Source organism: Rhizobium sp. P38BS-XIX, assembly GCF_012641435.1.
Taxonomy (GTDB): domain Bacteria; phylum Pseudomonadota; class Alphaproteobacteria; order Rhizobiales; family Rhizobiaceae; genus Rhizobium.
This window is the reverse complement of sequence record NZ_JABAIJ010000021.1, coordinates 1-23,467: the sequence shown is the minus strand read 5'-3', so window position 1 is coordinate 23,467 and position 23,467 is coordinate 1. Positions and strand designations below refer to the sequence as shown.

At 59.3% G+C, this 23,467-nt stretch carries 23 protein-coding genes and 1 pseudogene; 9 read left to right on the top strand and 15 right to left on the bottom strand.

Going from position 1 to position 23,467, the window contains the following annotated elements:
* From HGP17_RS33170 to HGP17_RS33155, 4 genes are all read right to left on the bottom strand, one after another.
* Nucleotides 1-850, bottom strand: an 850-nt coding sequence (locus HGP17_RS33170; RefSeq protein WP_168816283.1) for an ABC transporter ATP-binding protein, incomplete at its 3' end; no start/stop codon positions are given.
* A 6-nt stretch (nucleotides 851-856) separates the two neighbouring features.
* A complete protein-coding gene (locus HGP17_RS33165; RefSeq protein WP_168816281.1) occupies nucleotides 857-1,645 on the bottom strand; it encodes an ABC transporter permease in 789 nt (262 codons plus the stop codon).
* A gap of 2 nt (nucleotides 1,646-1,647) precedes the next feature.
* Nucleotides 1,648-2,472, bottom strand: a complete 825-nt coding sequence (locus HGP17_RS33160) for an ABC transporter permease (protein WP_168816278.1) — start codon at nucleotides 2,470-2,472, stop codon at nucleotides 1,648-1,650.
* A gap of 46 nt (nucleotides 2,473-2,518) precedes the next feature.
* Entirely contained in the window at nucleotides 2,519-3,496 is a 978-nt protein-coding gene (locus HGP17_RS33155) for an ABC transporter substrate-binding protein (protein WP_246704331.1), read from the bottom strand.
* Nucleotides 3,497-3,823: 327 nt separating this feature from the next.
* Here HGP17_RS33155 and HGP17_RS33150 point away from each other — a divergent pair, with 327 nt between their 5' ends.
* From HGP17_RS33150 to HGP17_RS33130, 5 genes are all read left to right on the top strand, one after another.
* On the top strand, nucleotides 3,824-5,701 hold the full coding sequence (locus HGP17_RS33150; RefSeq protein ID WP_168816274.1) for an adenine deaminase C-terminal domain-containing protein: 1,878 nt from the start codon (nucleotides 3,824-3,826) through the stop codon (nucleotides 5,699-5,701).
* 189 nt (nucleotides 5,702-5,890) lie between these two features.
* Nucleotides 5,891-6,733: a TIM barrel protein gene (locus HGP17_RS33145; protein WP_205926244.1), complete on the top strand. Its 843-nt coding sequence runs from the start codon at nucleotides 5,891-5,893 to the stop codon at nucleotides 6,731-6,733.
* Between the two features lie 336 nt (nucleotides 6,734-7,069).
* Nucleotides 7,070-7,858 (top strand): EAL domain-containing protein, encoded by a 789-nt coding sequence (locus tag HGP17_RS33140; protein ID WP_168816270.1) that lies wholly within the window; start codon nucleotides 7,070-7,072, stop codon nucleotides 7,856-7,858.
* Nucleotides 7,859-7,940: 82 nt separating this feature from the next.
* A complete protein-coding gene (locus tag HGP17_RS33135; RefSeq protein ID WP_246704329.1) occupies nucleotides 7,941-8,558 on the top strand; it encodes a helix-turn-helix domain-containing protein in 618 nt (205 codons plus the stop codon).
* 167 nt (nucleotides 8,559-8,725) lie between these two features.
* Nucleotides 8,726-9,175 carry a MucR family transcriptional regulator gene (locus HGP17_RS33130; RefSeq protein WP_168816267.1) on the top strand — a complete coding sequence of 150 codons (450 nt, stop codon included), beginning with the start codon at nucleotides 8,726-8,728 and terminating at the stop codon, nucleotides 9,173-9,175.
* Between the two features lie 128 nt (nucleotides 9,176-9,303).
* Here the strand turns inward: HGP17_RS33130 and HGP17_RS33125 are convergent, their stop codons facing one another.
* From HGP17_RS33125 to HGP17_RS33110, 4 genes are all read right to left on the bottom strand, one after another.
* On the bottom strand, nucleotides 9,304-10,911 hold the full coding sequence (locus HGP17_RS33125) for an inorganic phosphate transporter (protein ID WP_168816265.1): 1,608 nt from the start codon (nucleotides 10,909-10,911) through the stop codon (nucleotides 9,304-9,306).
* A gap of 603 nt (nucleotides 10,912-11,514) precedes the next feature.
* Nucleotides 11,515-12,141: a hypothetical protein gene (locus HGP17_RS33120; RefSeq protein WP_168816263.1), complete on the bottom strand. Its 627-nt coding sequence runs from the start codon at nucleotides 12,139-12,141 to the stop codon at nucleotides 11,515-11,517.
* A gap of 34 nt (nucleotides 12,142-12,175) precedes the next feature.
* Nucleotides 12,176-12,919: a CbtA family protein gene (locus HGP17_RS33115; protein WP_168816261.1), complete on the bottom strand. Its 744-nt coding sequence runs from the start codon at nucleotides 12,917-12,919 to the stop codon at nucleotides 12,176-12,178.
* A 12-nt stretch (nucleotides 12,920-12,931) separates the two neighbouring features.
* On the bottom strand, nucleotides 12,932-13,141 hold the full coding sequence (locus HGP17_RS33110; protein ID WP_168816259.1) for a CbtB domain-containing protein: 210 nt from the start codon (nucleotides 13,139-13,141) through the stop codon (nucleotides 12,932-12,934).
* A 229-nt stretch (nucleotides 13,142-13,370) separates the two neighbouring features.
* Here HGP17_RS33110 and HGP17_RS33105 point away from each other — a divergent pair, with 229 nt between their 5' ends.
* The gene (locus tag HGP17_RS33105; RefSeq protein WP_168816257.1) at nucleotides 13,371-13,934 is read left to right on the top strand and encodes a histidine phosphatase family protein; all 564 of its coding nucleotides are present in this window, start codon (nucleotides 13,371-13,373) and stop codon (nucleotides 13,932-13,934) included.
* Between the two features lie 140 nt (nucleotides 13,935-14,074).
* Here HGP17_RS33105 and HGP17_RS33100 read toward each other — a convergent pair whose 3' ends face one another.
* The 5 genes from HGP17_RS33100 to cyoA form a co-directional block, all read right to left on the bottom strand.
* Nucleotides 14,075-14,839, bottom strand: coding sequence for an SURF1 family protein (locus HGP17_RS33100; protein ID WP_168816254.1), 765 nt, complete (start codon nucleotides 14,837-14,839; stop codon nucleotides 14,075-14,077).
* A 191-nt stretch (nucleotides 14,840-15,030) separates the two neighbouring features.
* Nucleotides 15,031-15,435, bottom strand: coding sequence for a cytochrome o ubiquinol oxidase subunit IV (cyoD, locus tag HGP17_RS33095; RefSeq protein WP_168816252.1), 405 nt, complete (start codon nucleotides 15,433-15,435; stop codon nucleotides 15,031-15,033).
* Entirely contained in the window at nucleotides 15,432-16,061 is a 630-nt protein-coding gene (cyoC, locus tag HGP17_RS33090) for a cytochrome o ubiquinol oxidase subunit III (protein ID WP_168816250.1), read from the bottom strand. Before cyoC ends, cyoD begins: the two co-directional genes overlap by 4 nt.
* Before the next feature lie 5 nt (nucleotides 16,062-16,066).
* On the bottom strand, nucleotides 16,067-18,070 hold the full coding sequence (cyoB, locus tag HGP17_RS33085) for a cytochrome o ubiquinol oxidase subunit I (protein ID WP_168816248.1): 2,004 nt from the start codon (nucleotides 18,068-18,070) through the stop codon (nucleotides 16,067-16,069).
* A gap of 47 nt (nucleotides 18,071-18,117) precedes the next feature.
* Nucleotides 18,118-19,236, bottom strand: a complete 1,119-nt coding sequence (gene cyoA / locus HGP17_RS33080) for a ubiquinol oxidase subunit II (RefSeq protein ID WP_168816246.1) — start codon at nucleotides 19,234-19,236, stop codon at nucleotides 18,118-18,120.
* 392 nt (nucleotides 19,237-19,628) lie between these two features.
* Here cyoA and HGP17_RS33075 point away from each other — a divergent pair, with 392 nt between their 5' ends.
* On the top strand, nucleotides 19,629-20,966 hold the full coding sequence (locus HGP17_RS33075) for an MFS transporter (RefSeq protein ID WP_168816244.1): 1,338 nt from the start codon (nucleotides 19,629-19,631) through the stop codon (nucleotides 20,964-20,966).
* A 68-nt stretch (nucleotides 20,967-21,034) separates the two neighbouring features.
* On the opposite strand, the gene HGP17_RS33070 is transcribed toward HGP17_RS33075, so the two are convergent.
* Nucleotides 21,035-21,739 (bottom strand): LrgB family protein, encoded by a 705-nt coding sequence (locus tag HGP17_RS33070; protein ID WP_168816242.1) that lies wholly within the window; start codon nucleotides 21,737-21,739, stop codon nucleotides 21,035-21,037.
* Nucleotides 21,726-22,133 carry a CidA/LrgA family protein gene (locus HGP17_RS33065; protein WP_168816240.1) on the bottom strand — a complete coding sequence of 136 codons (408 nt, stop codon included), beginning with the start codon at nucleotides 22,131-22,133 and terminating at the stop codon, nucleotides 21,726-21,728. Before HGP17_RS33065 ends, HGP17_RS33070 begins: the two co-directional genes overlap by 14 nt.
* A gap of 98 nt (nucleotides 22,134-22,231) precedes the next feature.
* On the opposite strand from HGP17_RS33065, the gene HGP17_RS33060 reads away from it, so the two are divergent.
* Nucleotides 22,232-23,116 carry a LysR family transcriptional regulator gene (locus HGP17_RS33060; RefSeq protein WP_168816238.1) on the top strand — a complete coding sequence of 295 codons (885 nt, stop codon included), beginning with the start codon at nucleotides 22,232-22,234 and terminating at the stop codon, nucleotides 23,114-23,116.
* Nucleotides 23,117-23,235: 119 nt separating this feature from the next.
* Nucleotides 23,236-23,467: pseudogene (locus HGP17_RS33055) on the top strand (iron ABC transporter substrate-binding protein); the annotation flags it as partial.

Genomic DNA, 23,467 nt, shown 5'->3' with positions numbered 1-23,467 from the left:
CCGCACGGCAACCAAGTACAAAATTCTCGGGAATGGCCCCGAAGTCATCCTGAGATAGCCTGATCTGCCCGCCGCCAAATGTCTCCGCCGTAACCAACGAACCCGCGCGGTCGATGACACGTAAAGGCAGCAGGTTTTCAAAGCCGACGAAGCGCGCCACAAAGCTGTTGGCAGGTTTGCGGTAGAGGATCTCTGGCGTATCGAGCTGCATGATGCGGCCGGCATTCATGATCGCAACGCGATCGGAGATCGAGAAGGCTTCTTCCTGATCGTGGGTCACGTAAAGTGATGTCGTGCCGTTGGCGCGCTGCAGCTGGCGGATTTCGACGCGCATGTCGACCCGCAGCTTTGCATCGAGATTGGAGAGCGGCTCGTCGAACATCAGGAGCGGCGGTTCTATGACGAGGGCGCGGGCGAGCGCAACGCGCTGCTTCTGGCCTCCGGAAAGTGCGGATGGAAGCCGGTCGCCGAGGCCGGAAAGACCGACACGCTCTAGCATTGCAGCTGCCCTCTGACGGCGCTCCTGCGTCGGCATCCGGCGCTGCTTGAGCCCGAAGGCGACGTTTTCCAGCACCGTCAGATGTGGAAACAGTGCGTAGTTCTGAAACACCAGGCCGATATCTCTGGCATGCGCCGGCAGCGTCGTCAGATCGCGGTTGCCAAGCTTGATCGTGCCGCTCGTCGGCTGCAGAAAGCCGGCGACGAGGCGCAAAGTCGTCGTCTTGCCGCAGCCGCTGGAGCCGAGCAGCGAGACCAGTTCGCCGGCCGCGACAGAAAGCGAGAGATCCTGCAATACGGCCGTCTTGCCGTAATGGGCGCTGATGGAATTGATGGAGAGCGATACGGTCATGGCCGGCTACTTTGTCAGGAAGGTGAGGCCCAGGGTGGCTTCGACGATCGCCATCACGGCGACGGTCACGAGCATCAGCAGTACGGAAACCGAGGCAATGGTCGGGTCGAAGAACTGCTCCATATGGGCAAGGATCTGGATCGGAAGGGTGGAAATGCCGGGTCCGGTGAGGAACACCGAGACCGAGACGTCGTTGATCGACGTTATAAACGCAAGAATGAAGGCGGCTATGACGCCGGCGCGGATATTCGGCAGCACGACAGTCAGAAACGTCCTAAGAGGCGGGCAGCCAAGGCTGATCGCGGCTTCCTCGATCGAGAAATCGAAGCTCGCGAGGCTGGCGCTGACGACACGCACCGAATAGGGCAGCACCAGCAGCGCGTGGCCGATCAGGAGGCTCGGAAAGATCGGCAGTCCGAGGCCGATTGTGATCGACTTCATTAGCGAAAAGCCGAAGACGATTTCCGGAACAAGGATCGGCAGGACGAAGAGCGTCGAAAGCCAGCGCGGCAACTCGACCCGGTAGCGGCTGATGGCATAGGCTGCGGGCACGCCGATCAAGAGCGAGAGCGCGGTCCCGAGAAAAGCCAGCTCCAGGCTTGTGATCGCCGTCGTACGGAAGGCCTCTATCTGGAAGATATTAGAGAACCAGTGCAGCGTCAGACCCTGTGGCGGGAAGGTGAGATAGGTGGTGTTACTGAAGGCGGCGCCGATGATGATGACGAGCGGCGCCAGCAGGAACAGGAAGATGAGGGCGGTGAAAGCGATGAGTGCGGGATGGACGGATTTTGTCATGGTCACACCGCCATCGGATTCAGCCGCCGTGCGAGGCGGCTCATGATGGCGACAATGCCGATCGTCACGACAACCATGATGGCGGCGATCGTCGAGGCGCCGACCCAGTCGAAAGTGACCATGGCGCGCTGATAGAGAAAGGTGCCCATCATCATCTGCTTTTCGCCGCCGAGCAGCTGTGGCGTCGCGTAGGAGGTGAAGCTGCCGGTGAAGACAAGCACGGCGCCGACGATGAGGCCAGGCGTTGCGAGCGGCAGGATGACCTGACGGAAGGTCGCGGCCGGCGTCGCGCCGAGCGATGTCGCCGCCTGGATAAGATCCTGCGGTATGCCCTCAAGCACGCCGACGAGCGTCAGGATCATCAAGGGCACGAAGAGATAGACCATCGCGACGATCACCGAGCCTTCGGTGTAAAGCATCGACAAAGGCTCGCTGATGACGCCGATCGACATGAGGATGGTGTTGAGAATACCGTTCTTGCCGAGGATGATCAGCCATGCGAAGGAGCGCACGACGACGCCGGTCAGCAGCGGAAAGACGGCGGCGATAATCATCACGCTTTTGGCGCGGCCGGGCATCTGCGCGATGACATAGGCAGCGATGAAGCCGATGATCAAGGAGATCGCCGTTGTCATGAGAGCGATCTCGATCGTCCGGAACAGCACGGTCCGGCGAAAGCCGCTGGAAAAGAAAGCGACATAGGGGGAAAATATCCCCTTGGGCTCGCCGAAAGTCGCCGCAATCGTAATGATCACCGGAACGAGCAGGAAGAGCGTTACGGCGAGGATCGCCGGCGTCGCCAAACCCCATTTCATCAAATGCTTCATCAACTAAATTCCGTGAGAACGCCGCATGAGGTTGCGACATGCCTTGTTACATGCCGAAGATCTCGTTCCAGCGATCGACCCAGTCCGATTGCGCCTCGATCAGCTTCTCATAATCGATACGGCTGAGCTTGGCGATCATGTCGGCGCCGTAGGTCCAGAGCTTGGCCTTTTCCGGCGGCAGAACCACCTTGGTCGAAACCGGCGCATCGACGCCCTGTTCGGCTTCCGCTTGCTGCACGTCCTTGGACAGGATAAAGTTGATGAACTGGTGCGCCAGCTCGACGTTTTCCGAGCCCTTCGGTATATTGACGGTGTTGAGGACGGCGATATCGCCCTCCTTCAGATCGGCCCAGGCCATCGTCGGAACAGCCGCGCGCAGGGATGACAGAACGAAGTCCTGCGTTATTGCCACCTTGGCCTCGCCTGTCGAGATCAGGTTTACCAGCTCGGAGCCGGTATTGTAGTTCTTGACCACGTTCGGTTTCAGGGCCTCGATGGCTTCGAAGGCCTTGTCGGCATCGGCATAGGGATCGACGCCGGCATGCTTTCCGGCTTCGAGGATTGTCAGCGGGCCGCCTGTCGTGGTGATGCCGGGAAGCGAAACGGCGCTCTTCAGATCGTCACGCCACAGATCGTTCCAGGAGCTAATCGGCGGGTTCACTTTCGCCGTATCGTAGACGATACCGATGCGGCCGATCGTGTAGGCGGGACCATAATTGCCCTGTGGCGCCTTGGCGATATCGTAGAGGTCGGCAATGTTAGGGATCTTGCTGCGGTCGACTTCCTGGAAGAGACCCTGCTGGATGCCGAGCTGCGAATAGCTGTCGGTGAGATAGATGACGTCGACGCCCTTGCCGCCGCGCAGCTTCAGCTTGTTGAGGCGATCGGCATTGTTGCCGGTTTCGAAGACGACGTCGCAGCCGCAGATTTTCTTGAAGGGCTCGATGATGTTGGCCTGCATCTTCTCGCCGTTATAGCCCCACCAGGAAACGGTCAGCGTCTTTGCCTGGGCGAAAGCCGGCATGGCGGTTGCCGCAGCAAGCAGAGCAAATCCCGCAGCGCGGGCAAGGGTGAGGGCTTTCATTCTCGAAATCCTTTTGGTCAATGAAATCAGACTTATGTTTCAAGCTTGCAGGATACTATTTTTCGAGCATCGGCTTTACAAGCCCAACAAATGGGCAGGGTGACGGTTTCCCTTTCTTCTTCATAGTCTTTGCGCCGCTGCGTTGCGCTGATGTGCTTTTAATAAACCTTTGGGATCATTCATCTTCCCTTCGAAAGCCTAATGGCTTTACAGCGCTTGTGGCCGTCTTTACCCTCGGCACATCGAATACAGTGCAGGCTTATTTCCATGGCATCCCAAAAGACAAATCTTCCTGACGATCTACTGATCAATGCGGCCGACGAAGTGCTGATCCGCCAGGATTTGACGTTGACCGCGCTCGGTCGTCGTCCGGCGGATCGACTGCTGCGCGTCGGCAAGCTTTTGGATGTGCATAGCCGCACCTGGCTGGACGATCAGGAGATTGTCATCAAGGGCCGGCGCATCGCCTATGTCGGCCCTGCCGGTAGCTATCAGGGCGAAGTTAGTGAGCGCGTGCACGAGCCTGACCTGTTGGCGGTTCCCGGCTTCGGTGAAGCGCATAAGCATATCGAAAGCTCGCATCTGACGCCGGAATGGGAAGCGGCTCTCGTCATGCCGCATGGTGTCACCTGGACCTGCGAGGCGAGCCACGAATTCTCCAATGTGAACGGCGCCCGCAATCTGGAGTTCTGGCTGGAAGCGCGCCGTCGCGGCTCGCCGATGAAGATTTTCCCGCTACCGGGATCGGCCGTGCCGCCAACTGCTTACGAGTGGGGTGGCGGCCATTTCGGTTATGACGAGCAGAAGTCGTTTCTCAGCGAAAGCCTGATGGTGGCCGGCCTCGACGAGGTCATGGATTGGCCTTCGGTGAGCAATCCGGACAATCCGGCTTACGATCGTCTCTGGGGCATGATCCGCGCGACATTTGAGCAGCGCGGCGTCGTCGAAGGCCATGGCGCCGGCCTGCGCGATCTGCCCTCGATCAATGCCTTCGCCGGCGCAGGCCTTGCCTCAGATCATGAGGGCTGGTTCCTGGATGAGATCTGGGAGAAGCTGACACACGGCCTGTTCATCGAACTTCGGCCGCATTCCTTGCCTGAGGTCATCAGGGGGCTGATCGACAAGGGCCTGTCCGATTGGTCGCAGATCGCCTTCGTCACCGATGATCGCAGCGCCAGCGATACTCTCAAGATCGGCGCAACGGACCATAATGTCCGGCTTGCGATCGAGAATGGGCTGGAGCCTGAAATCGCCATTCAATGCGTGACGATCAACCCCGCCCGCCACATGCGGCTGACGCCTTGGGTCGGCTCGATTGCACCCGGCCGCTTTGCCGATATCGTGCTGCTGGATGACGTGAAAACGCTGTCGATCGCCAAGGTATGGGCCGATGGCAAGCCTGCATCCGAGGGCAAGACCTTCGTCGGCATTCGCCCTGAGATCGACTGGCCTGATTGGGCGACGCAGACGGTTCGCATCGATCGCGTCGTGAGCGCAGAAGATTTTCGCATTGCCGCCCCGTCTGATGCGGCCACAGCAAAAGCGGCGCTGCTGCGACCCTTCCACTGGGCCGATGATTTCATCACCATGGATCTGCCTGTTCGTGATGGTGCCGTTCAGCGCGACCACGAACGCAATGTCACGAAATTTGCGATCGTCGATCGCTTTTCAGGCGAGGCCAAGATCGCCCGCATGTTCTGGCTGGGTACGGGGCCGCGCACGCCGGATACCGCCCTTGGCGCTACGCTCGGGCATGACAAGCACAATATCTGGGTGGTCGGCTCTTCCGACGAAGCGATGGCCATGGTCGCCAATGCACTGAAAGAGCAGCAGGGAGGATGGGTGCTGGTCTCTGGCGGCAAGGTCGTTGCCAGCGTTCACTATGAAGTCGGTGGCCTGATGACGGCGCGTTCGGCGGCGGAACTGGATGCCGAGATGCAGGCGCTGTATAAGGCTGGCGCCGAGATCGACTGGATGTATGAGCCGACCTTCTCGCCGCGCTGGTGGCCAGGCTTTCCCGAGCGGCTTTCCTTCGCCACGCTCACCTGTGCGCCCTGGCGTTGGGTATTGGTTGCTCCCTCCGAAAGGGCACCTGAAGGCTTCGTCAATGTCGCTACCGGAGAGACGCACCCGATCGTCTGGTGAGGATATTCCTTTTCTCCAAAGAGAATATCCCGGCTCACCGTCAATTTCCCTCCTGACCTTGACGATATACCTTCATTTCGTAATTATCCGTTCAGTTACTTAGGTGGCGCTGCGGCGATGACGATCGTCTCGTGCACGGAGACGTTTTAGCCTGTTCGAGGCAGGTAAAAGAGCGGGGAGGCCGTGGTGATGGACGTTCGTAAAGACAGACCACGGATAACGCTCGGATTTTCCACCCTTGGATGCGCCGAATTTGAATTGGACGAAGCTCTCGCGCTGGCGCAGACATTTGGGCTTGGCGGCATCGAGACCCGTGCTCTCGGCGGTACTATCGACCTCGTGACCTATTTCACGGAAAGATTTGGCTCGCCCTCTGCTCTTGCGCGTCGATTGGCCGGATCGCCTGTCCGTGTCTTCGCCTTCGACACCTCTCTGCGTCTTGTTGGAGCCACCTCGCATGATAAGGAGCAGTTTCTGCGTTATCTTCCCTGGGCGGAAGCTGCAGGCGTAAAGTCGCTGCGCGTCTTTGACGGCGGCGAGAGCGGGGACGCGACGGAGCTGGCCGAGGCGCTGGCGACACTGCAATGGTGGCGCGACGTCGCCAAGCGCGAAGGCTTCAGCGCCGAAATGGTGATCGAGACGCATGATTTTCTGGTGCATCCGGATCCTATTGCCCGTTTTATCGAGGCGGCGCCCGATTGCGCGCTGCTGTGGGATACTCACCACACCTGGCGAAAAGGCGGCCAGCATCCCGTTGAGACCTGGAAGCTGGTTCGCCACAATACCCGGCATCTTCACGTCAAGGATAGCGTTTCCAAACCCGGGTCGCGGCTACCCTATAGCTATGTCGTGCCCGGCAGCGGCGAATTTCCGATGGCCGAGTTGCGCTCCGCGCTCATTTCGGATGAATATGCTGGTGTCGTGAGCCTCGAGTGGGAACGCCTGTGGCATTCTGAATTGCCGGTATTGGATGCAGCGCTGGAAGCAGCGCAAAGAAACCAATGGTGGCCTCAGGCGCCTCGCGTCGTATGATCAACTAGGTTCACTAGTTTTTAGTTGAATTTATACATTGGGAAAAACGCGCAGCGATTGACTTTTGCCACGAGGTAGTAATTAGTGTATTACTAATATATAAAAGAAGAGTGCGAACGGCGGTGCGGTGCCGGGTTGCGATGGTCTTCGGCGTGATAGTTCCAGCTCAATGAAGGGAGCCCCGATTAACGGGGTTTGAGGGTGTCTGGAAGATGGAAGAAGCGGATTCAGAGACCAAGAAATCCGACGCTTCGCGATCAATCGCGCCATTCCTAACCGCCTCTCCTTGCTTCCGCAACTTAGCCTACGTTCAACTCCCTGCTGAGGGAACGTATGATGAGTGGTAACCTGAGCCGTAATGAAGAAGGGCATAAAGCCCTGATTTTAAAGGCGATCGCCGAAGGTGGACTGGGTTTCGCGGCTCAGCGGATTCACAACGCGATCGATACTGCCGAGATTTTCTACGCAGAGAGCCTGGCCCGTGTTACGGAACAGGATGGAACCGTGCATACGGCGGGCACATTCGTGTCGCTTCTTGAGCGTCAGGATCGCTGGTTTTCGCTCGATCTGCGCATTCTCGATATGGTGCTGACGGCTCTGGCGACGGACGACACTCTGGTGCTTGGCTGCAACCTCTCTGTAGCCAGTCTCGCCCATTCCGAGCGATTCGCTGACATACTGGAGCGAATCACCCATCAGCCGGAACTCTGTTCGCGCCTCATCATAGAAGTCACGGAAACCCATCCGCTAGTCGGAAGTGCGGTCGAGCGGGTGAAGATGATCCGAGCACTCGGATGTCGCATCGCGATTGACGATTTCGGATGCGCTTGCGCCACACCGGCATCGCTGCTGCAGGTTGCTGCCGATATCATCAAGATCGACGCTGCGTTCCTGCGCGACAATCGGCGCGGCCGCGATGGGAGTGACAGCCTGTCCCATCTCGTGGGCTTCGCGGCCTGCTTTGCACCTTCGGTCATCGTCGAGGGCATAGAAACACAATCTCAGCTCGAGGCGGCACGTGCCGCCGGCGCAACCCATGTGCAGGGCTTTCTCTTGTCGAGACCCATGTCGCTGCAGCAGCTGCGGCGGCATGAAGGCAAGGCAAGTCTGCGGGGTGTTGGATGAGATCGTCCACCATCCTCTGGCAAGTAAGGACTTTAATTCTGGTGTACGGCGTGCGGCACGCCAGCGTTGTTGGTTCGACGATATGGTCCCCACGACGGGCATCGGCATGTTGATGATGAAGCCGCCGTTGTTTCCGCCGAATTACAGAGATTCCGCCCTGCGCGCGACACGCGATCTGAAGGCCAGAATATTGCTGCGTGCGCTGGCAAGTCATATTCGCGAAGCTCTCTCGTCAGACCAGCGCAGCGGATTGACGGTGACGGTCGATGCAGCGCCGCGCATTCTCATTTGTGATGAAGCCGGTGAAATTGCAGGCCGGGTGACGATCGATGACGAAAGCGACCTCTATGTCTTTTGCGAGTTCGACGACGAAGCGACGGATATCGTCATCGCAACGGCAAGCGAAGACCGATTGATCGAAGAAATCACGCTCCATTTGTGCGGCGGGCGCCATATGCGGCAGCCTATCGACAAGGCGGTGGCAATGCTTGTCGGTCAAACGGTCGAGGATGTCGAGCGCAAGCTTGTCCTTCAGACACTCGACTACTGCAATGGAGATCCGACGCACACGGCATTCATGCTTGGTATGTCACTGACGACCCTTTGCCATAAGCTGACGGTCTATTTTGCGGAGACCGTTGGTGAGCTGCCGCAGGCTGCGGCGGGCGGAGGGCTGGGAGTGAACACTTACCGGCTATGATCGCGCCGGCACGGTGTGCCGACGCATTCTGCCCCGGCGATCATGCGGGGGATGCGCGCCAGGTGTAGGCGCGATTTGAAACGGTGTGACGTCCGGCAATGGGCGTCACACATGAGCAATCGAGCGGGGCGGCGCGCGAGGAACCTTATGAGATCCGGGAAAAAAACATGGATTCTTTCAGCGAGAGAAAAAACCCTACTCCCCCGCAGATGCATTTATTGTTCGACGGCTGTGTTAAAATCGTTTCTGCCTATGTGAGTCACAATTCAATTCCGGTGGCCAGCCTTCCGAAGCTGATCAAGGACATCCATGAAGCCTTGCACGCTCTGGATGGGGCCGCGCCGGCCGCCGAGCGCAGCAATCTTGTGCCGGCGGTGGATCTGAAGAAGTCGGTAACGAACGACTACATCGTCTGCCTGGAAGATGGCAAACGCTTCAAAACACTGAAGCGTCACCTGCGTGTGCACTATGGACTGACGCCCGAGGAATATCGCCAGAAATGGGGGCTTGCCCCCAATTATCCGATGGTCGCGCAAAACTATGCAAACCGTCGCTCGGAACTGGCCAAGCTTTCTGGCCTTGGCGCCAACGGCAGCAGACGCGAAACCGTGACCTGAGCAATTCGGAAGACGCGGCGCCGTTTCGGTGCCGTAGCGGCATTTCTTTGATGGAATAAACAAAATGGCGCCCTTTCAGGGGCGCCATTTTGTTTGGAAGCGACTGCGCTGGGCGGCAAATGCCTTGATCAGAAGACTTGACGCAGGACGATGAACAGCACGAAGGCAAGCGCGATCGAGGCCGGCAACGTAAGGATCCAGGCCATCAGCATGTTACGAACGGTGGACCACTGCAGACCCGAACCGTTCGCCGCCATGGTGCCGGCGACGCCGGAGGACAGGACGTGCGTGGTGGAAACCGGCAGACCGAGATGGTCGGCAGCGCCGATCGTCAGCATGGCGACGACTTCGGCCGCGGCACCCTGGCCATAGGTCAAGTGTGTCTTGCCGATCTTTTCGCCGACGGTGACGACGATGCGCTTCCAGCCGACCATGGTACCAAGGCCAAGCGCCAGCGCTACGGCGACCTTCACCCAAAGCGGGATGAACTTGGTCGCGTGGTCGACGGAGGCGTGGTAGTTGGTGACGGCCTTCAGGTCGTCGGGGCTCATCGGCAGCAGCTTCTGCTTGTCGATCAGCTTCAGCGATTCACCGATGAGGTAGATGTCGTTACGAACGTTGCTGACGAGGCCGTTCGGGAGCTTTTCAACGCTCGGATAAGCGGCGATCTCGGCGCTGGTGGAGTGAATGTAGGCCTGCAGCGCCGGCGTCGTCGCATCCGACCAGGTCTTGGTCTTCACGGCATCGCTGACGGCAGCTTTCGGATCGGCAGGAGCAGCCACACCCGGCTTCACATACTTGCCGAGCACGCTTTCCACCTGCGTCGAGGCGGCCTTGTAGGCGTCGAGATAGTTGTAGTCAGGCGTGCGGTTCAGGGCGAAAGCAGTCGGCACGAGACCGATCAGGATAAGCATGATCAGACCCATGCCCTTCTGACCGTCATTCGAACCATGGGCAAAGCTGACGCCTGTGCAGGTGAAGATCAGCAGGCCGCGGATCCAGACCGGCGGCGGCGCATCGCCTTTCGGCGCTTCATAAAGCGCCTTGTTGCGGATCAGCACCTTGGCGACCAGCAGCAGGATGGCCGCCATGCCGAAGCCGATGATCGGCGACAGGAGAAGCGACATGCCGACGCTGCTGGCCTGCGACCAGTCGACACCGCTCGTGGCGGAGCCTGCGGGCGCCAGGAACTGGTTGGCAAGACCGACGCCGATGATGGAGCCCACAAGCGTATGCGAGCTGGAAGCCGGGAGGCCCAGATACCAGGTGCCGAGGTTCCAGATAATGGCGGCCGTCAGCAGCGCGAACACCATGGCAAGACCCGAACCGGAGCCGACCTGCAGAATGAGTTCGACCGGCAGCAGCGCCAGAATGCCGAAAGCGACGGCGCCGGAAGAGGTGAGCACGCCGAGGAAGTTGAAGAAGCCGGACCAAATGACGGCAAATTCAGCCGGCAGCGAGCGCGTGTAGATAACGGTCGCCACAGCATTGGCCGTATCGTGGAAGCCGTTGACGAATTCGAAGCCAAGCGCGATGAGCAGCGCAAGACCGAGCAGGATCCACGGAACTGCGGCTGCCTCGGCAAGGTCGCGACCCAGCGCATAGCCCACATAGCCGAGACCACCAAGGACAACGATGAGGAAGAGCGGCATAAACCATTTTGCCGATCCACCTGCACCATGAATGGGGTGATTGGCAGTGCCACCCTCTGAACTGTTTGAAGCGAGGTCGACCATCCCAAACTCCTTTATGGCTAATAATATCTTTGGTGTAAGCCTCCTTCATGAAACTCTCGTGACGCGCGTAAGAGGTCGAAACCCCTTGATTTGCAACCATTCCTTGAACCCGCTATCCAAAAATCGATCACCATCGATCGATAAAGGCACGAAAACCGATCTTGATTTTGCCGCTAAAACGCCTTGTTCGGTTCAGCCGGCGTTCATACCTTTCGGGTTTAAATCAAGCGTGTAGGGACTTGATAGAGGACCATCAAAGATGAGATCGTCCGTGTTTGCCATCGCAGCTTTGCTCGGTGGCTTGGTTGTATCGTCGGCAGAAGCAATGCCCATTCCCGCTGTCGGGGCAACGACTGCTGTGCCGGTCGTGAAAGTTGACTACGCCTGCGGGCGTGGCTGGCACGCTACCCCTTGGGGTGAATGCCGTCCAAATCGCTGGGGTCCGCCGCCGCGGCGCTGGGGATATGATAGACCGCCACCGCCGCCACCGTGGGGCTGGCATGGCCATCGCCATTATCGTGACGGCTGGCGTGGAGACGGCTGGCGCCGCCACCGTGACTGGTAGAACAAAAACACCGCCGCTCGAAACGGCGGTGTTTTCGTTTAAGCTTCAGCCTGCATGCGCAATGCGCGCATCGTGAGCCATAGAGAGGCGGCGACGGCCAGCAGAGTTGAAAGAATGACAAGGAGGCTTTTGCCATCAAGCGCGATGTCGGCCAGTTTCGGCCTGATCAAATCCGCCGTATTGAAGTTCTCGTTGCTGAACTTGCATAGAACAAGCGAGAGATTGTTGCGGACAAGCGCTGCGTCGACCTCGGAGACGAGGTCTTCGATTGGTGCCTTATCGCTTTTCATCGATCGCATCTGCAGCAAGACCGCCTTGGCGGCGGCGAGATAGGCGTGAGAGCACTCGTTGAAAGGGCTCTCTTCGTCGGTGACGCTGCCGGGCATCAGGCCCCAAAGACAATAGGCACGCTGGATCTGCGCAAAATTCAGAACACGGCGGAATGGCTCGTTGGTATCTGATATATCTTCGGCAACGGCGATGATCCGCCCGTAATAGGGGGCAATCACGGCCATTTCGCCATGGGTGAGGCTTGGAATGGGGATGCCCGCCTGGCTTCCGGAAGAGCCGCCGCTATGAGCCAGCGCCATCATCGGCCAGCTCGACAGGATAAAGCAGAATGCCGCGAGCAGAAGACCGCACTTCAATCGGCGTCTCCCGCGCATCGTTAAATGCGCGGGATGCGAAAGCTCGATCATTTCAGGCCCGGCGCAGCGCCGGATTGCCGCGATAGCGAACCTGCGGCAGCGCGCGTTCGGCCCATGCGCCGAAGCCTAGGCCGAGGGTCGTCCAGAGAATGATGTGCATGCCGAGCGAGGTCACGCGGAAGCGCCAGAGAACGACGGCCGAGAACTGTTCCGGCACTTCGTTGATTGCCGGGAGCAGATACTGGATCAGCGCGATGAAGACGATATAGCCGATGCCGGCAACAATCGCACCGTTCCACGATCCGTAGCGTGCCGCCAGCCTGCGGCCGAAGCCGACGGCAACGATCATGCCGACGATCGAAGCCACGATCATGATGAAGAACAGTTCCGTTCTTGCGCCGATCGTGTCGGGATTACCCACGGCCGGTGGGTTTGCCGGATACTTGATATCGGGAACGAGCGAAATCGTCACGAAAGCAGCGATGGCCAGTACCGCCGCCGTGCCGCGCGCGCTGAGAGAGCTGACACGGCCATAGACGAAGGAAAAGACCAGCGCGAATAGACCGCCCATCGCTGTCGAAAAGACCATGATGCCGGTGAAAAGACCGATGCCTGCCTGAGTGGCGCGGCTGACGATTTCCGGCTCGGCAGCTTCGCCGGCGGCCTGCGAGGCCTTTTCTTCAAAGCCGATGGCCCAGTCGACCAGCGGCTCTCCGAAAGTGTGGGCGAAGGCAAAAACGAGAATACCAGCGATCGCTCCGACGATCATGCCGCGGAGTAGAAGACGTCCAACCATGTGTCTATTCCCTTAGTGGCAGGGGAAGCCGAGGAGATGGCGGCCATCATGCACGAATTCATGCACGTACATGCCCGAGATCAGCGAGGTTGCGCCTTCTTCCGCGCCGACGAAATAGATCGCGAGCAGCATCAGCAGGCCGGCAAAGATTGCCCATGGCAGGATTTGGCCGAGCGGGATCGGCTGCGGGACCGCGGATGGGGCGAAAGCGGTATCGGACATTGTAGTTCCCTCTTGAAGAAAAGCGCGTTCCATTTGCGGAAAGGGTTTTGCGGGAAGGGTCTGACTCTCTGGGGGCGGTATCCGCCCGTCGATTACAGTGGCGCGACCGTTCCGGGATTTCACCGGCTTCCACACCCGCAATTGCGAGTTTATATCTGTCTACAAAGATGGTTGTCAATCAAGCGTCATCGTGATGTGGAATCGCGACAAGATGCGGAGATATCTTGTTATGAAGCTTCGCCTGAGCTGGATTTGCCATGGCCCAACGGAGGCCAACCGCAAGGGCCGCTTCCCCGATGACGAGCCGCTGGAGGAAAAAGCGCCGGAGCGCGCCAGGTTCTCCGGCGCCGCGCTGGGCTCGATCGATCGGCTTTTGACGAGTCCTGCCTTGCGTGCACAGCAGACCGCTACCCTCTGGGATATGGACGCAACGCTGGAAGCCGCCTTGCGCGAATGTGACTATGGCCGCTGGAAAGGCCGATCACTCGCCGACCTCTATGAATCCGAGCCGGAATCCCTGTCACTTTGGATGACCGATCCGGATGCTGCCCCGCATGGCGGTGAATCCCAGTCAGGGGTCTCGCATCGCGTCGGCGCGTGGATGGAGGAGCATCTTGGCGGCACCGGCCATACGGTCGCCGTCACCCATGCCAGCATCATTCGCGCCGCGATCCTTCATGTGCTTCGGGCACCAGCATCGGCATTCTGGACGATCGACGTCGAGCCGTTCGGCCTGGTGCAGATGACCAGCGACGGACGCCGTTGGCAGCTTCGTTTCCCAAGATCGGCATAGGCAATTCCACAAAACGAGCTTCGCGGTATTCCGTCCGAAATTGCCTGAAAGCATGAAGGTGGGGCGGTTCGCCGTTTCCATGAGAAACTGAGCCGCTCCGGCAAGCTTGCAAAGCCGAGGCGCGGCTTGTTGCGAGATGCTTAGCGAGCCGCTTTGGCTCGCTTCCGTTCGGAATAGACAAGGAAAATGGCCATGCCAAGCGTCATGATCGCAAGGCCATACCAGGTGATGGCGTAGACGAGGTGGCTATTGTGGAAGGTGATCTGCGTCAGGCCACCGACCGGCAGACCGCCCGGGTTCTTCGTATCATCAGCGTCGATAAAGTAGGGCGCGGCGTTCCGCAGGCCGCGAACCTCGGCAATCGCCGCGACATCGCGGGAGTACCAGCGTTCTTCCTTCGGCACGTTCGAGCGCAGCAACGTGCCTTTCGGCTCGGTGATCCGCAGCAGGCCGGTGACGGTCGTTTCCGTGCCGATCTGCCCTTCCGTGCGTGTCGCCGGATTGCGCTTTTCGGTCGGCACGAAGCCGCGATTGACGACGATGATCGTGTCGTCGGCAAGCTTGAGCGGCGTCAGAACCCAATAGCCAGGGCCGAGCTCGGTTGAGGCATAGACCTGGACTTCCTTGTCGTTGAGCAAGATGCCTCTCGCCTGGACATGCTTGTACTCGGAATTTTCAGCGTTGATATCGGCCCATTGTGCCGGACCGGGCGCGGGGCTGGCTGGCGCATGTACGCGGGCATCGACCCTGGCGATGAGATCCAGTTTCCAATGCAGCCGCTCGACTTGCCATGTGCCGAGCCCGATGAGCAGCGCGGTCATGAGCAAGAGCAGCAGCACCCAGATGGCAAGGGTGACGGTCGAGCGCGGTTTGGTCTGCGATGTATTCGAGGCAATATCTGTCATGGCGCTGGTCTCCGGGGACGCGCTGCCGCATGATTTCGGGAGGTTCTAATTCGCTTCGCTGAAGATCACGCGTGGTCTTGAAGAAAGAGTCTGCGATGTCGGGCACTGTTGAAGCGGGCGCCGCGCAGCGTCCGGCGGATTTTTCGCCGGCGGGGAGGGAGGGCCGTCGGCTGACGGCCCTCCGCTCGACGTCATGGCATGTTGCGCATCATGTCGGGCGACATGGGCATCATGTTCGCATTCAGGTGATGCATGACCCAGAGCGAGCCGGACAGCGCGATAACGACGATCACAACGGTGAAGATCAGCGCCATCATGTTCCAGCCGCCTTCCGAGCGGGTGTTCATGTGCAGGAAGTAGATCATGTGCACGACAATCTGGATAGCACCGAGGATCATGACGATCGCACCAGTGATAGCCTGATCGGAGATGACCTTGCTCATGACCAGCCAGAAGGGAATGGCGGTCAGGATGACGGAGAGAATGAACCCCGTCATGTAGCTCTTGTAGGTGCCGTGGGACGCCTCGTGGCCACCATGGTGATCGTGGCCGTGGGCGTCGCCGGAATGATGCGAATGGTTTGCGTTCGAGCTCATCCGAGAACTCCCATGAGGTAGACGAGAGAAAACACGCCGATCCAGACGACGTCGAGGAAGTGCCAGAACATCGAAAGGCACATCAGGCGACGCTTGTTTTCCGGGATCAGGCCGTGGCGGCCAACCTGCACCATCAGCGTGATCAGCCAGACGATACCGGTGGTGACGTGCAGACCGTGCGTGCCGACCAGCGTGAAGAAGGACGACAGGAAGGCGCTACGCTGCGGGCCGGCGCCGTCGAGGATCAGGTGATAGAACTCGTAGAGTTCGAAGAAGATGAAGAGAGCGCCGAAGATGCCCGTAATCGTCAGCCACATCAGCGTGCCCGACTTGTTGTCCTTCTCCATCGCCAGCATGGCGAAGCCGTAGGTGATGGAGGAGAAGAGCAGCATCGCCGTGTTGAGCGCGACGAGCGGCAGTTCGAACAGGTCGGCCGGAGACGGGCCGGCCGCATAGTTGTGGCCAAGCACCGCATAGGTCGCGAAGAGGACTGCGAAGATCAGGCAGTCGCTCATGATGTAGATCCAGAAGCCCAGCATGGTGCTGCCTTCCGGATGATGCTCCTCCTTCAGATAGAAAGCGGGTGTTTCGCCATCCATCGGAGCTTGTGCAGTATGGGTCGTCATAGGTCTTACACCTGTCCTGCGAGCTGCTTCGTACGCTCGGCCTCGGTCTTAACGACCTCGTCGGCGGGAATGTGGTAGTCGCGCTTGTAGTTGAAGGTATGGCCGATCGTAACGACGAGCATCGCGACGAAGGTGATGGCGGCGAGCCACCACATGTACCAGATCATCCCGAATGCGAAGCCGATGGAGAGAACGCCGAGAATGATGCCGGTGCCGGTGTTCTTCGGCATGTGGATCGGGATGAAGCCTTCCGTCGGTCTGACGTAGCCGCGGTTCTTCATGTCGTACCAGGCGTCGTGATCGTAGACGATCGGCGTGAACGCAAAGTTGTAGGCTGGCGGCGGCGACGAGGTAGACCATTCGAGCGTACGGCCGTTCCAGGGATCGCCGGTGTGGTCGCGAAGCTCTTCGCGCTTCATGAAGCTGACGGCGAGCTGGATGAGGAAGCAGGCGATGCCGATGGCGATCAGGCCGGCGCCGAAGGCGGCGATGATGAACCAGATCTGCAGCGACGGATCGTCGAACTGGCTGACGCGGCGGGTAACGCCCATCAGGCCGAGAATGTAGAGCGGCATGAAGGCGAACCAGAAGCCGATCTGCCAGAACCAGAAGCTCATCTTTCCCCAGAACGGGTCGAGCTTGAAGCCGAAGGCCTTCGGGAACCAGTAGTTGACGCCCGCAAACATGCCGAAGAGCACGCCGCCGATGATCACGTTATGGAAGTGGGCGATCAGGAACAGCGAGTTGTGCAGCACGAAGTCGGCCGGCGGAATTGCGAGCATGACGCCGGTCATGCCGCCGATGGTGAAGGTCACCATGAAGCCAACAGTCCAAAGCATCGGCACTTCGTAGCGGATGCGGCCGTGATACATCGTGAACAGCCAGTTGAAGAGCTTCGCACCCGTCGGGATCGAGATGATCATCGTCGTGATGCCGAAGAACGAGTTGACGCTGGCGCCCGAGCCCATCGTGAAGAAGTGGTGCAGCCAGACGAGGTAGGAGAGGATCATGATCACGCAGGTGGCGTAAACCATCGAGGCGTAACCGAACAGGCGCTTGCCGGAGAAGGTGGCGACGACTTCCGAGAAGACGCCGAAGGCCGGCAGGATCAGGATGTAGACTTCCGGGTGACCCCAGATCCAGATGAGGTTGACATACATCATCGGGTTGCCGCCGAGGTCGTTCGTGAAGAAGTTCGTGCCGGCGTAGCGATCGAGGGTCAGCAGAGCGAGCGTCGCGGTCAGGATCGGGAAGGACGCAACGATCAGGATGTTGGTGCAGAGCGACGTCCAGGTGAAAACTGGCATCTTCATGAAGGTCATGCCCGGCGCGCGCATCTTGACGATGGTCGCGATCAGGTTGATGCCCGAAAGCGTCGTTCCGATACCCGCGACCTGCAGGCCCCAGATGTAATAGTCGACGCCGACGTCGGGGCTATAGGCGATGCCGGAAAGCGGCGGATAGGCCAGCCAGCCGGTCTTTGCGAATTCGCCGATGAAGAGCGAGATCATGATCACGATCGCGCCTGCAGTCGTCATCCAGAACGAGAAATTGTTCAGGAACGGGAAGGAGACGTCGCGTGCGCCGATCTGCAGGGGCACGACGAGGTTCATCAAGCCGGTGACGAAGGGCATTGCCACAAAGAAGATCATGATCACGCCATGGGCGGTGAAGATCTGGTCGTAGTGATGCGGCGGCAGGAAGCCATCGGAACCATTGAAGGCAAATGCCTGCTGCATGCGCATCAGCAGCGCGTCGGAAAAGCCGCGCAGCAGCATGATGAGCGCCAGCACGACATACATGATGCCGATTTTCTTATGGTCGATGCTGGTGAACCACTCCTTCCAGAGATAGCCCCAGAGGCGGAAATAGGTGAGCAGGCCGAGAACGGCGATGCCGCCGACCGCGACACCGAGGAAGGTCACGACGAGAATCGGCTCGTGATACGGGATCGAATCGAGCGTCAGCCGACCGAAGATGAATTTATAGAGGTCCGGGTTGGAAAACATGGATTGCCTCTGTCCCTTATGAATGTCTTGTTATTGAGCGCACCGGATCAATGATCCTGGTGCTGCGCCGAACCGGTCGACGAATCGGAAGAAGAGCCGTTGCCCATATCCATGCCCTGCATGGAACCCATGCCTTGCATCGAGTTCATGCTGTGGCCGCCGTCGGCCTTGACCGGAGTGACTTCGGCCGAGCCGCCATCGCGGTTGTCGTAGATCAGACGCTCGCGGTTCTCCTGGCTTTCCTTGCCGCCGCCGCCGGTCGCGTCGATATGCATCATTTCACTCACGCACATTTTGCTCGGATCGGCGCACATGTTGAGGATGGCGTTGTAGAGACCATCATCGACGGCGTTGAAGTATTGCACAGGGTTGCGTTCGCTCGGCTTGGCAAGCGCAAGGTACTCCGGACGGCCGAGCGCTGTGCCCTGGCTCTTGGCCTTCTGGACCCACTGGTCGAAATCGGCCTGGTTCAGGCCGTGGAACTTGAAGCGCATGTTGGAAAAGCCGGCGCCGCTATAGTTGGCGGACATACCCTGGAATTCGCCGGGATGGTTGATGACGGCGTGCAGCTTCGTTTCCATGCCCGGCATGGCATAGATCTGGCCGGCCAGCGCCGGGATGAAGAACGAGTTCATGACCGCCGAAGCTGTGATCTTGAAATTGATCGGACGGTCGACCGGTGCTGCCATCTCGTTGACGGTCGCAATGCCGTAATCGGGATAGAAGAACAGCCATTTCCAGTCGAGCGCCACCACTTCGACGGTCAGCGGCTTCACATCGGCGCTGAGCGGCTTGTCGGCTGCGATACGGTCGAGCGGACGATAGGGGTCGAGCTGGTGGGTGCTGATCCAGGTCACCGCGCCGAGCGCGATGATGATGGCCAGCGGAGCCGACCAGATGACCAGTTCCAGACGCGTCGAATGATGCCATTCCGGCTCGTAGGTCGCCTGCGTGTTCGACTGGCGATATTTCCAGGCAAAGAACAGCGTCAGGAAGATCACCGGGATGATGATGATCAGCATCAGCACGACCGAAATGATAATGAGGTCGCGCTGCTGCATGGCGATATCGCCGGAGGGAGCCATCACCACGAGATTGCAACCAGAGAGCAGCAAAAACAGTGGGATGACAGATAAACGGCTGAAAATCTTCGATAGTCTTGGCACGTCTTAAAGCTCTTTTTGTTTCGACCCTACCGCGACTAAAGGACGGCGGTCATGAACGATATGAGGTGTTTCGTCGCACCGCAGCAAGGACGCGTGCAATGCGGTATGGAATGCGGTCCCACCTATCGGGAAAACCCTGCAAAAGCCAGAAGGTTTTCCATCGATCATTCGCTTTTGTCCGGGCTAATATACCCGGATCGGAACAAATAACCACCAGTTGCCTTTTCTCATATTCAGATGACAGGGCGACAATGGCTTCGAAGGGCCAGTTTGATGGCTAATTTGCGAATTATTTCATGCGCGACACTTGATATGTTCGCACGTTTGATAAACATTTTGATTATGCATGAGTTCGTGGAGGAGTTCGTGCTCGGAGAGGGAGGCTCCCATACATGGTCAGCGTGACACATGAATCTTTAAACCCCACATCTTCAACACTCGAAAGTGACGCTCGCAGCATGCATGCCGGCGGCTCCGTCGCGGCAGGCAACATTGCCATCGGCGTGATCATCGGTCGCACCTCCGAGTTCTTCGATTTCTTCGTTTTCGCCATCGCATCGGTTCTTGTTTTCCCGAAACTGATGTTCCCCTTCGCCGATCCGCTGCACGGCACGCTGCTTTCCTTCCTGGTATTTGCGCTCGCCTTCGTTGCTCGCCCGATCGGCTCGTTCATCTTCATGGCGATCGACCGCCGCTATGGCCGCGGCGTCAAGCTGACGGCGGCACTGTTCCTGCTCGGCGGCTCAACGGCGGCGATGAGCTTCCTGCCCGGCTATTCCGAGGTCGGCGTCTACGCGATTATCCTGCTTGCGATCTTCCGCATCGGCCAGGGTCTTGCGTTGGGCGGTGCCTGGGACGGGCTTGCGTCGCTGCTGGCGCTGAACGCTCCCCCCAACCATCGCGGCTGGTACGCCATGATCCCGCAGCTCGGCGCGCCGATCGGCTTCATGCTGGCAAGCGCTCTGTTTGCTTATTTCGCCACGAGCCTCAACGCGGCCGACTTCCTGGATTGGGGCTGGCGCTATCCGTTCTTCTGCGCTTTCGCGGTCAACGTGGTCGCGCTGTTTGCGCGCCTGCGCCTTGTCGCAACCGAAGAGTTCGGCACGTTGCTGGAGCGTCATGAGCTCGAGCCCGTCAAGATGACGGAGCTCCTGCGCGTCCACGGTCGTGACGTGCTGATCGGCGCCTTCGTGCCGCTCGCAAGCTTCGCCACCTTCCATCTGGTCACGGTCTTCCCGCTCGGCTGGGTTACGCTTTACAGCGAGCAAACTCCCGGCTCGTTCCTCCTGATGGAATTCCTCGGCGCCATCTGCGGAATCTTTGCGATCATCTGTTCCGGCATGCTGGCCGACAGGATCGGCCGTCGCAATCAGCTCGCCGTCGGCGCGGTCCTGATTGCATGCTTCGCCTTCGTCGCTCCCTGGCTGCTCGATGGTGGCGTGACCGGCCGCCATATCTATGTGGTTCTCGGCTTCACGCTGCTGGGCCTGTCCTTCGGCCAGGCAGCCGGCGCCAGCGCCTCGCGCTTCAGCCGCAATTATCGCTATAGCGGCTCGGCTCTGGTCTCCGACCTGTCCTGGCTGATCGGTGCCGGTTTCGCACCGTTCGTGGCGCTCAGCCTCTCCAGCCAGTTCGGTCTCGTCTATACGAGCCTCTATCTGCTGTCGGGCGTCGTCTGCACGCTGGTTGCGATCTTCTTCAGCAAGACACTGGATACGAAGGACACCTGATCCGGATTTATCAACGCAAAAGCCCGCGCCGTGCGAACGGCGCGGGCTTTTTTTATCGGCGCAATCGGTCAGGCCGAATGCATGAGCCAGGCGATCAGCGGTGCGGCCAGCACATTCGTAAGGCCGACCATCACCATGACCAGCCCGGCGATCGATCCCTCCTCGCGGCCGATCTCATGGGCTTTTGCGACGCCGAAGCCATGAGCGCCCATGCCGAAGAGCGCGCCACGCGCGATCCCCGATCGCAGCGGCAGCAGCCGAAGCAAGATCTGTCCGATGACGGCGCCGAAAAGGCCCGTTATGACGACGAAGACGGCTGTCAGGTTCGGGACGCCGCCAATATCGCCGGATACGACCATGGCAAAAGGTGTGCTGATCGAGCGCGGCATGAGGCTGAGGCGCAGGCTTTCGTCGAGACCGAAAAGGTTCGCAAGCCCCCAGGCCGAGATCATGGCCGTGCTGCTGCCGACGATCACGCCAAAAAGCAGGACCGGCCAGTAGCGCCTGATCAGATCCCGCTGTTCGTAAATCGGGACTGCAAAGGCGACGGTTGTCGGCCCGAGCAGGGTGAGCAGCCAGCGACTGTCGCGCATATAGTCCTGATAGTTTGCGTGCAGGATGAGGGCGATGCCGATCAGCACCGCCGGCGCTGCCATCAGTGGAGACAGCCACAACGAAGGCCGTCGCCTGTGAAGCGCCTTGAACGCATAGTAAAGGCCGATCGTGACCAACGGCCAGAACAGGCCGGATGAAACCGACTCAATTGCCGACATGGCGCAAGGCTCCCCGGCGCATCATCAGGCGATAACCGACATCGATGGCCATTGCCGTAATGCCCATGACAAGGACGGTGCCGATCAGGATGACGGCGATCACCTTCAATCCGACGATGCCGAGAAATTCGCCGTGGTCGAGCAGCGCCAGCACGGCAGGCACGAGGAACAACAGCATTTCAGCCAGAAACCATTCGGCGCCGCGTTGCACGCTCGAGGTGTTCATCGCGCCGATGGTAAATAACGCCAGAACCAACAGCATACCGGCGATCGCGCCGGGCAACGGAAGATGCGCAAGACGAACGATCGTCTCCCCGGCCTGCCAGAAGGCCAGCAGGAAAACGATCTGAACGAGACGGCTGAATCTCGGGCGATTTTCAAGGCGGATGCGCATCTGAGAACTCGGAAAATGAACTGCGCCAAAAATAGATCTTTTGTCAGTATGAATAAAATGAATTGATTTCATGAAATTCAGTCCCATAAGGAATACAGATGGAACTGAGAACATTGAGAGCCTTTGTCGAAGTGGTGCGCCAGGGTGGCTTCTCGGAAGCTGCCAAGGTGGTGTTCACCACGCAATCCGCCGTCAGCAAGGCTGTGCGCCAGCTCGAGGATGAGCTCGGTCTGCCGCTGCTCAATCGTATCGGCCATCGCGCCAGCCTCACCGATGCCGGCGAGGTGGTCTATCGCCGCGCCCTGGTCATGCTTGCCGGTCGTGACGATCTGCTTGCGGAGATTGCCGAGCTGCGAGGCCTGTCGCGCGGCACCCTTCGGCTCGGCCTGCCGCCGATCGGCAACGATGCGCTGTTTGCGCCGGTATTCGCCGTTTTCCGCAGTCGCTATCCCGGCATCGAGATCAAGCTGGTGGAGCATGGCGCGAAACGGCTTGAAGAGATGGTGCTTGCCGACGAGGTGGATCTCGGTGTCTCGCTCCTGCCAACGCTCGATGCATTCGAATGGCAAAGCGTGCGCTGCGAGCCGATCCATGTGCTCCTGCCTGCGGCACATCCGCTCGCCGGCAGCGAGCAGATCTCGCTTGCGGCGCTCAAGAGCAATCCTTTCATCCTGTTCGAAACCGGCTTTGCGCTGAACGGCATCGTCCTCGACGCCTGCCGCGCCGCCGGCTTCGCTCCGGACATCGTCGCGCGCTCGAGCCAGATCAATTTCATCGTCGAACTCGTGGCGGCCGGGCTCGGGATCGGCTTCCTGCCGAAGCTGATTGCCGAACAGCGCCAACGTCCGGGCATCAGCCACGCGCTTATCGTTGAACCCGCGATGGAGTGGAACATGGCGTGGATCTGGCGTCGCGGCGGCTATCTCTCGCATGCCGGGCGCGCCTGGCTCGAGCTTGCTGCAGAGGTCTCGGCGAAAACTTGACTCTATTCTCAAGCTTTTGTGATAAGCAGAAGGGCGAGCGTAAACTTGAAAAAAACGGTCAGGAAAAATATACGCTATCGCATTGCTGCAAACGGCGGCGCTTTTTAGCGAGGGGACTTATGACTTTTTCCTTTTCTCATCTTACCAGCGCGTTGGCGCTTGCTGCAGGTCTTGCTGTCGCTCCGATGATGGCGAACGCCGCCGATTCCGAAGGCATCGTGGTCTACAACGCGCAGCACGAGACGCTGACGCAGGCCTGGGCGGATGGTTTCACCAAGGAAACCGGCATCAAGGTCACGATCCGCAACGGCAGCGACATGCAGTTCGCCAACCAGATCATCCAGGAAGGTG

Coding starts and splice junctions, on each gene's coding strand:
- HGP17_RS33160 (WP_168816278.1), bottom strand. CDS start 2,472: ATGAAGCATTTGATGAAATGGGGTTTGGCGACGCCGGCGATCCTCGCC.
- cyoD (WP_168816252.1), bottom strand. CDS start 15,435: ATGAGCTCGAACGCAAACCATTCGCATCATTCCGGCGACGCCCACGGC.
- cyoB (WP_168816248.1), bottom strand. CDS start 18,070: ATGTTTTCCAACCCGGACCTCTATAAATTCATCTTCGGTCGGCTGACG.
- HGP17_RS33125 (WP_168816265.1), bottom strand. CDS start 10,911: ATGGTCGACCTCGCTTCAAACAGTTCAGAGGGTGGCACTGCCAATCAC.
- HGP17_RS33065 (WP_168816240.1), bottom strand. CDS start 22,133: ATGCGCATCCGCCTTGAAAATCGCCCGAGATTCAGCCGTCTCGTTCAG.
- HGP17_RS33100 (WP_168816254.1), bottom strand. CDS start 14,839: ATGACAGATATTGCCTCGAATACATCGCAGACCAAACCGCGCTCGACC.
- HGP17_RS33115 (WP_168816261.1), bottom strand. CDS start 12,919: ATGGTTGGACGTCTTCTACTCCGCGGCATGATCGTCGGAGCGATCGCT.
- HGP17_RS33145 (WP_205926244.1), top strand. CDS start 5,891: ATGGACGTTCGTAAAGACAGACCACGGATAACGCTCGGATTTTCCACC.
- HGP17_RS33075 (WP_168816244.1), top strand. CDS start 19,629: ATGGTCAGCGTGACACATGAATCTTTAAACCCCACATCTTCAACACTC.
- HGP17_RS33060 (WP_168816238.1), top strand. CDS start 22,232: ATGGAACTGAGAACATTGAGAGCCTTTGTCGAAGTGGTGCGCCAGGGT.
- HGP17_RS33070 (WP_168816242.1), bottom strand. CDS start 21,739: ATGTCGGCAATTGAGTCGGTTTCATCCGGCCTGTTCTGGCCGTTGGTC.
- HGP17_RS33165 (WP_168816281.1), bottom strand. CDS start 1,645: ATGACAAAATCCGTCCATCCCGCACTCATCGCTTTCACCGCCCTCATC.
- HGP17_RS33105 (WP_168816257.1), top strand. CDS start 13,371: ATGAAGCTTCGCCTGAGCTGGATTTGCCATGGCCCAACGGAGGCCAAC.
- HGP17_RS33150 (WP_168816274.1), top strand. CDS start 3,824: ATGGCATCCCAAAAGACAAATCTTCCTGACGATCTACTGATCAATGCG.
- HGP17_RS33135 (WP_246704329.1), top strand. CDS start 7,941: ATGGTCCCCACGACGGGCATCGGCATGTTGATGATGAAGCCGCCGTTG.
- HGP17_RS33130 (WP_168816267.1), top strand. CDS start 8,726: ATGGATTCTTTCAGCGAGAGAAAAAACCCTACTCCCCCGCAGATGCAT.
- HGP17_RS33155 (WP_246704331.1), bottom strand. CDS start 3,496: ATGCCGGCTTTCGCCCAGGCAAAGACGCTGACCGTTTCCTGGTGGGGC.
- HGP17_RS33140 (WP_168816270.1), top strand. CDS start 7,070: ATGAGTGGTAACCTGAGCCGTAATGAAGAAGGGCATAAAGCCCTGATT.
- HGP17_RS33120 (WP_168816263.1), bottom strand. CDS start 12,141: ATGCGCGGGAGACGCCGATTGAAGTGCGGTCTTCTGCTCGCGGCATTC.
- HGP17_RS33110 (WP_168816259.1), bottom strand. CDS start 13,141: ATGTCCGATACCGCTTTCGCCCCATCCGCGGTCCCGCAGCCGATCCCG.
- cyoC (WP_168816250.1), bottom strand. CDS start 16,061: ATGACGACCCATACTGCACAAGCTCCGATGGATGGCGAAACACCCGCT.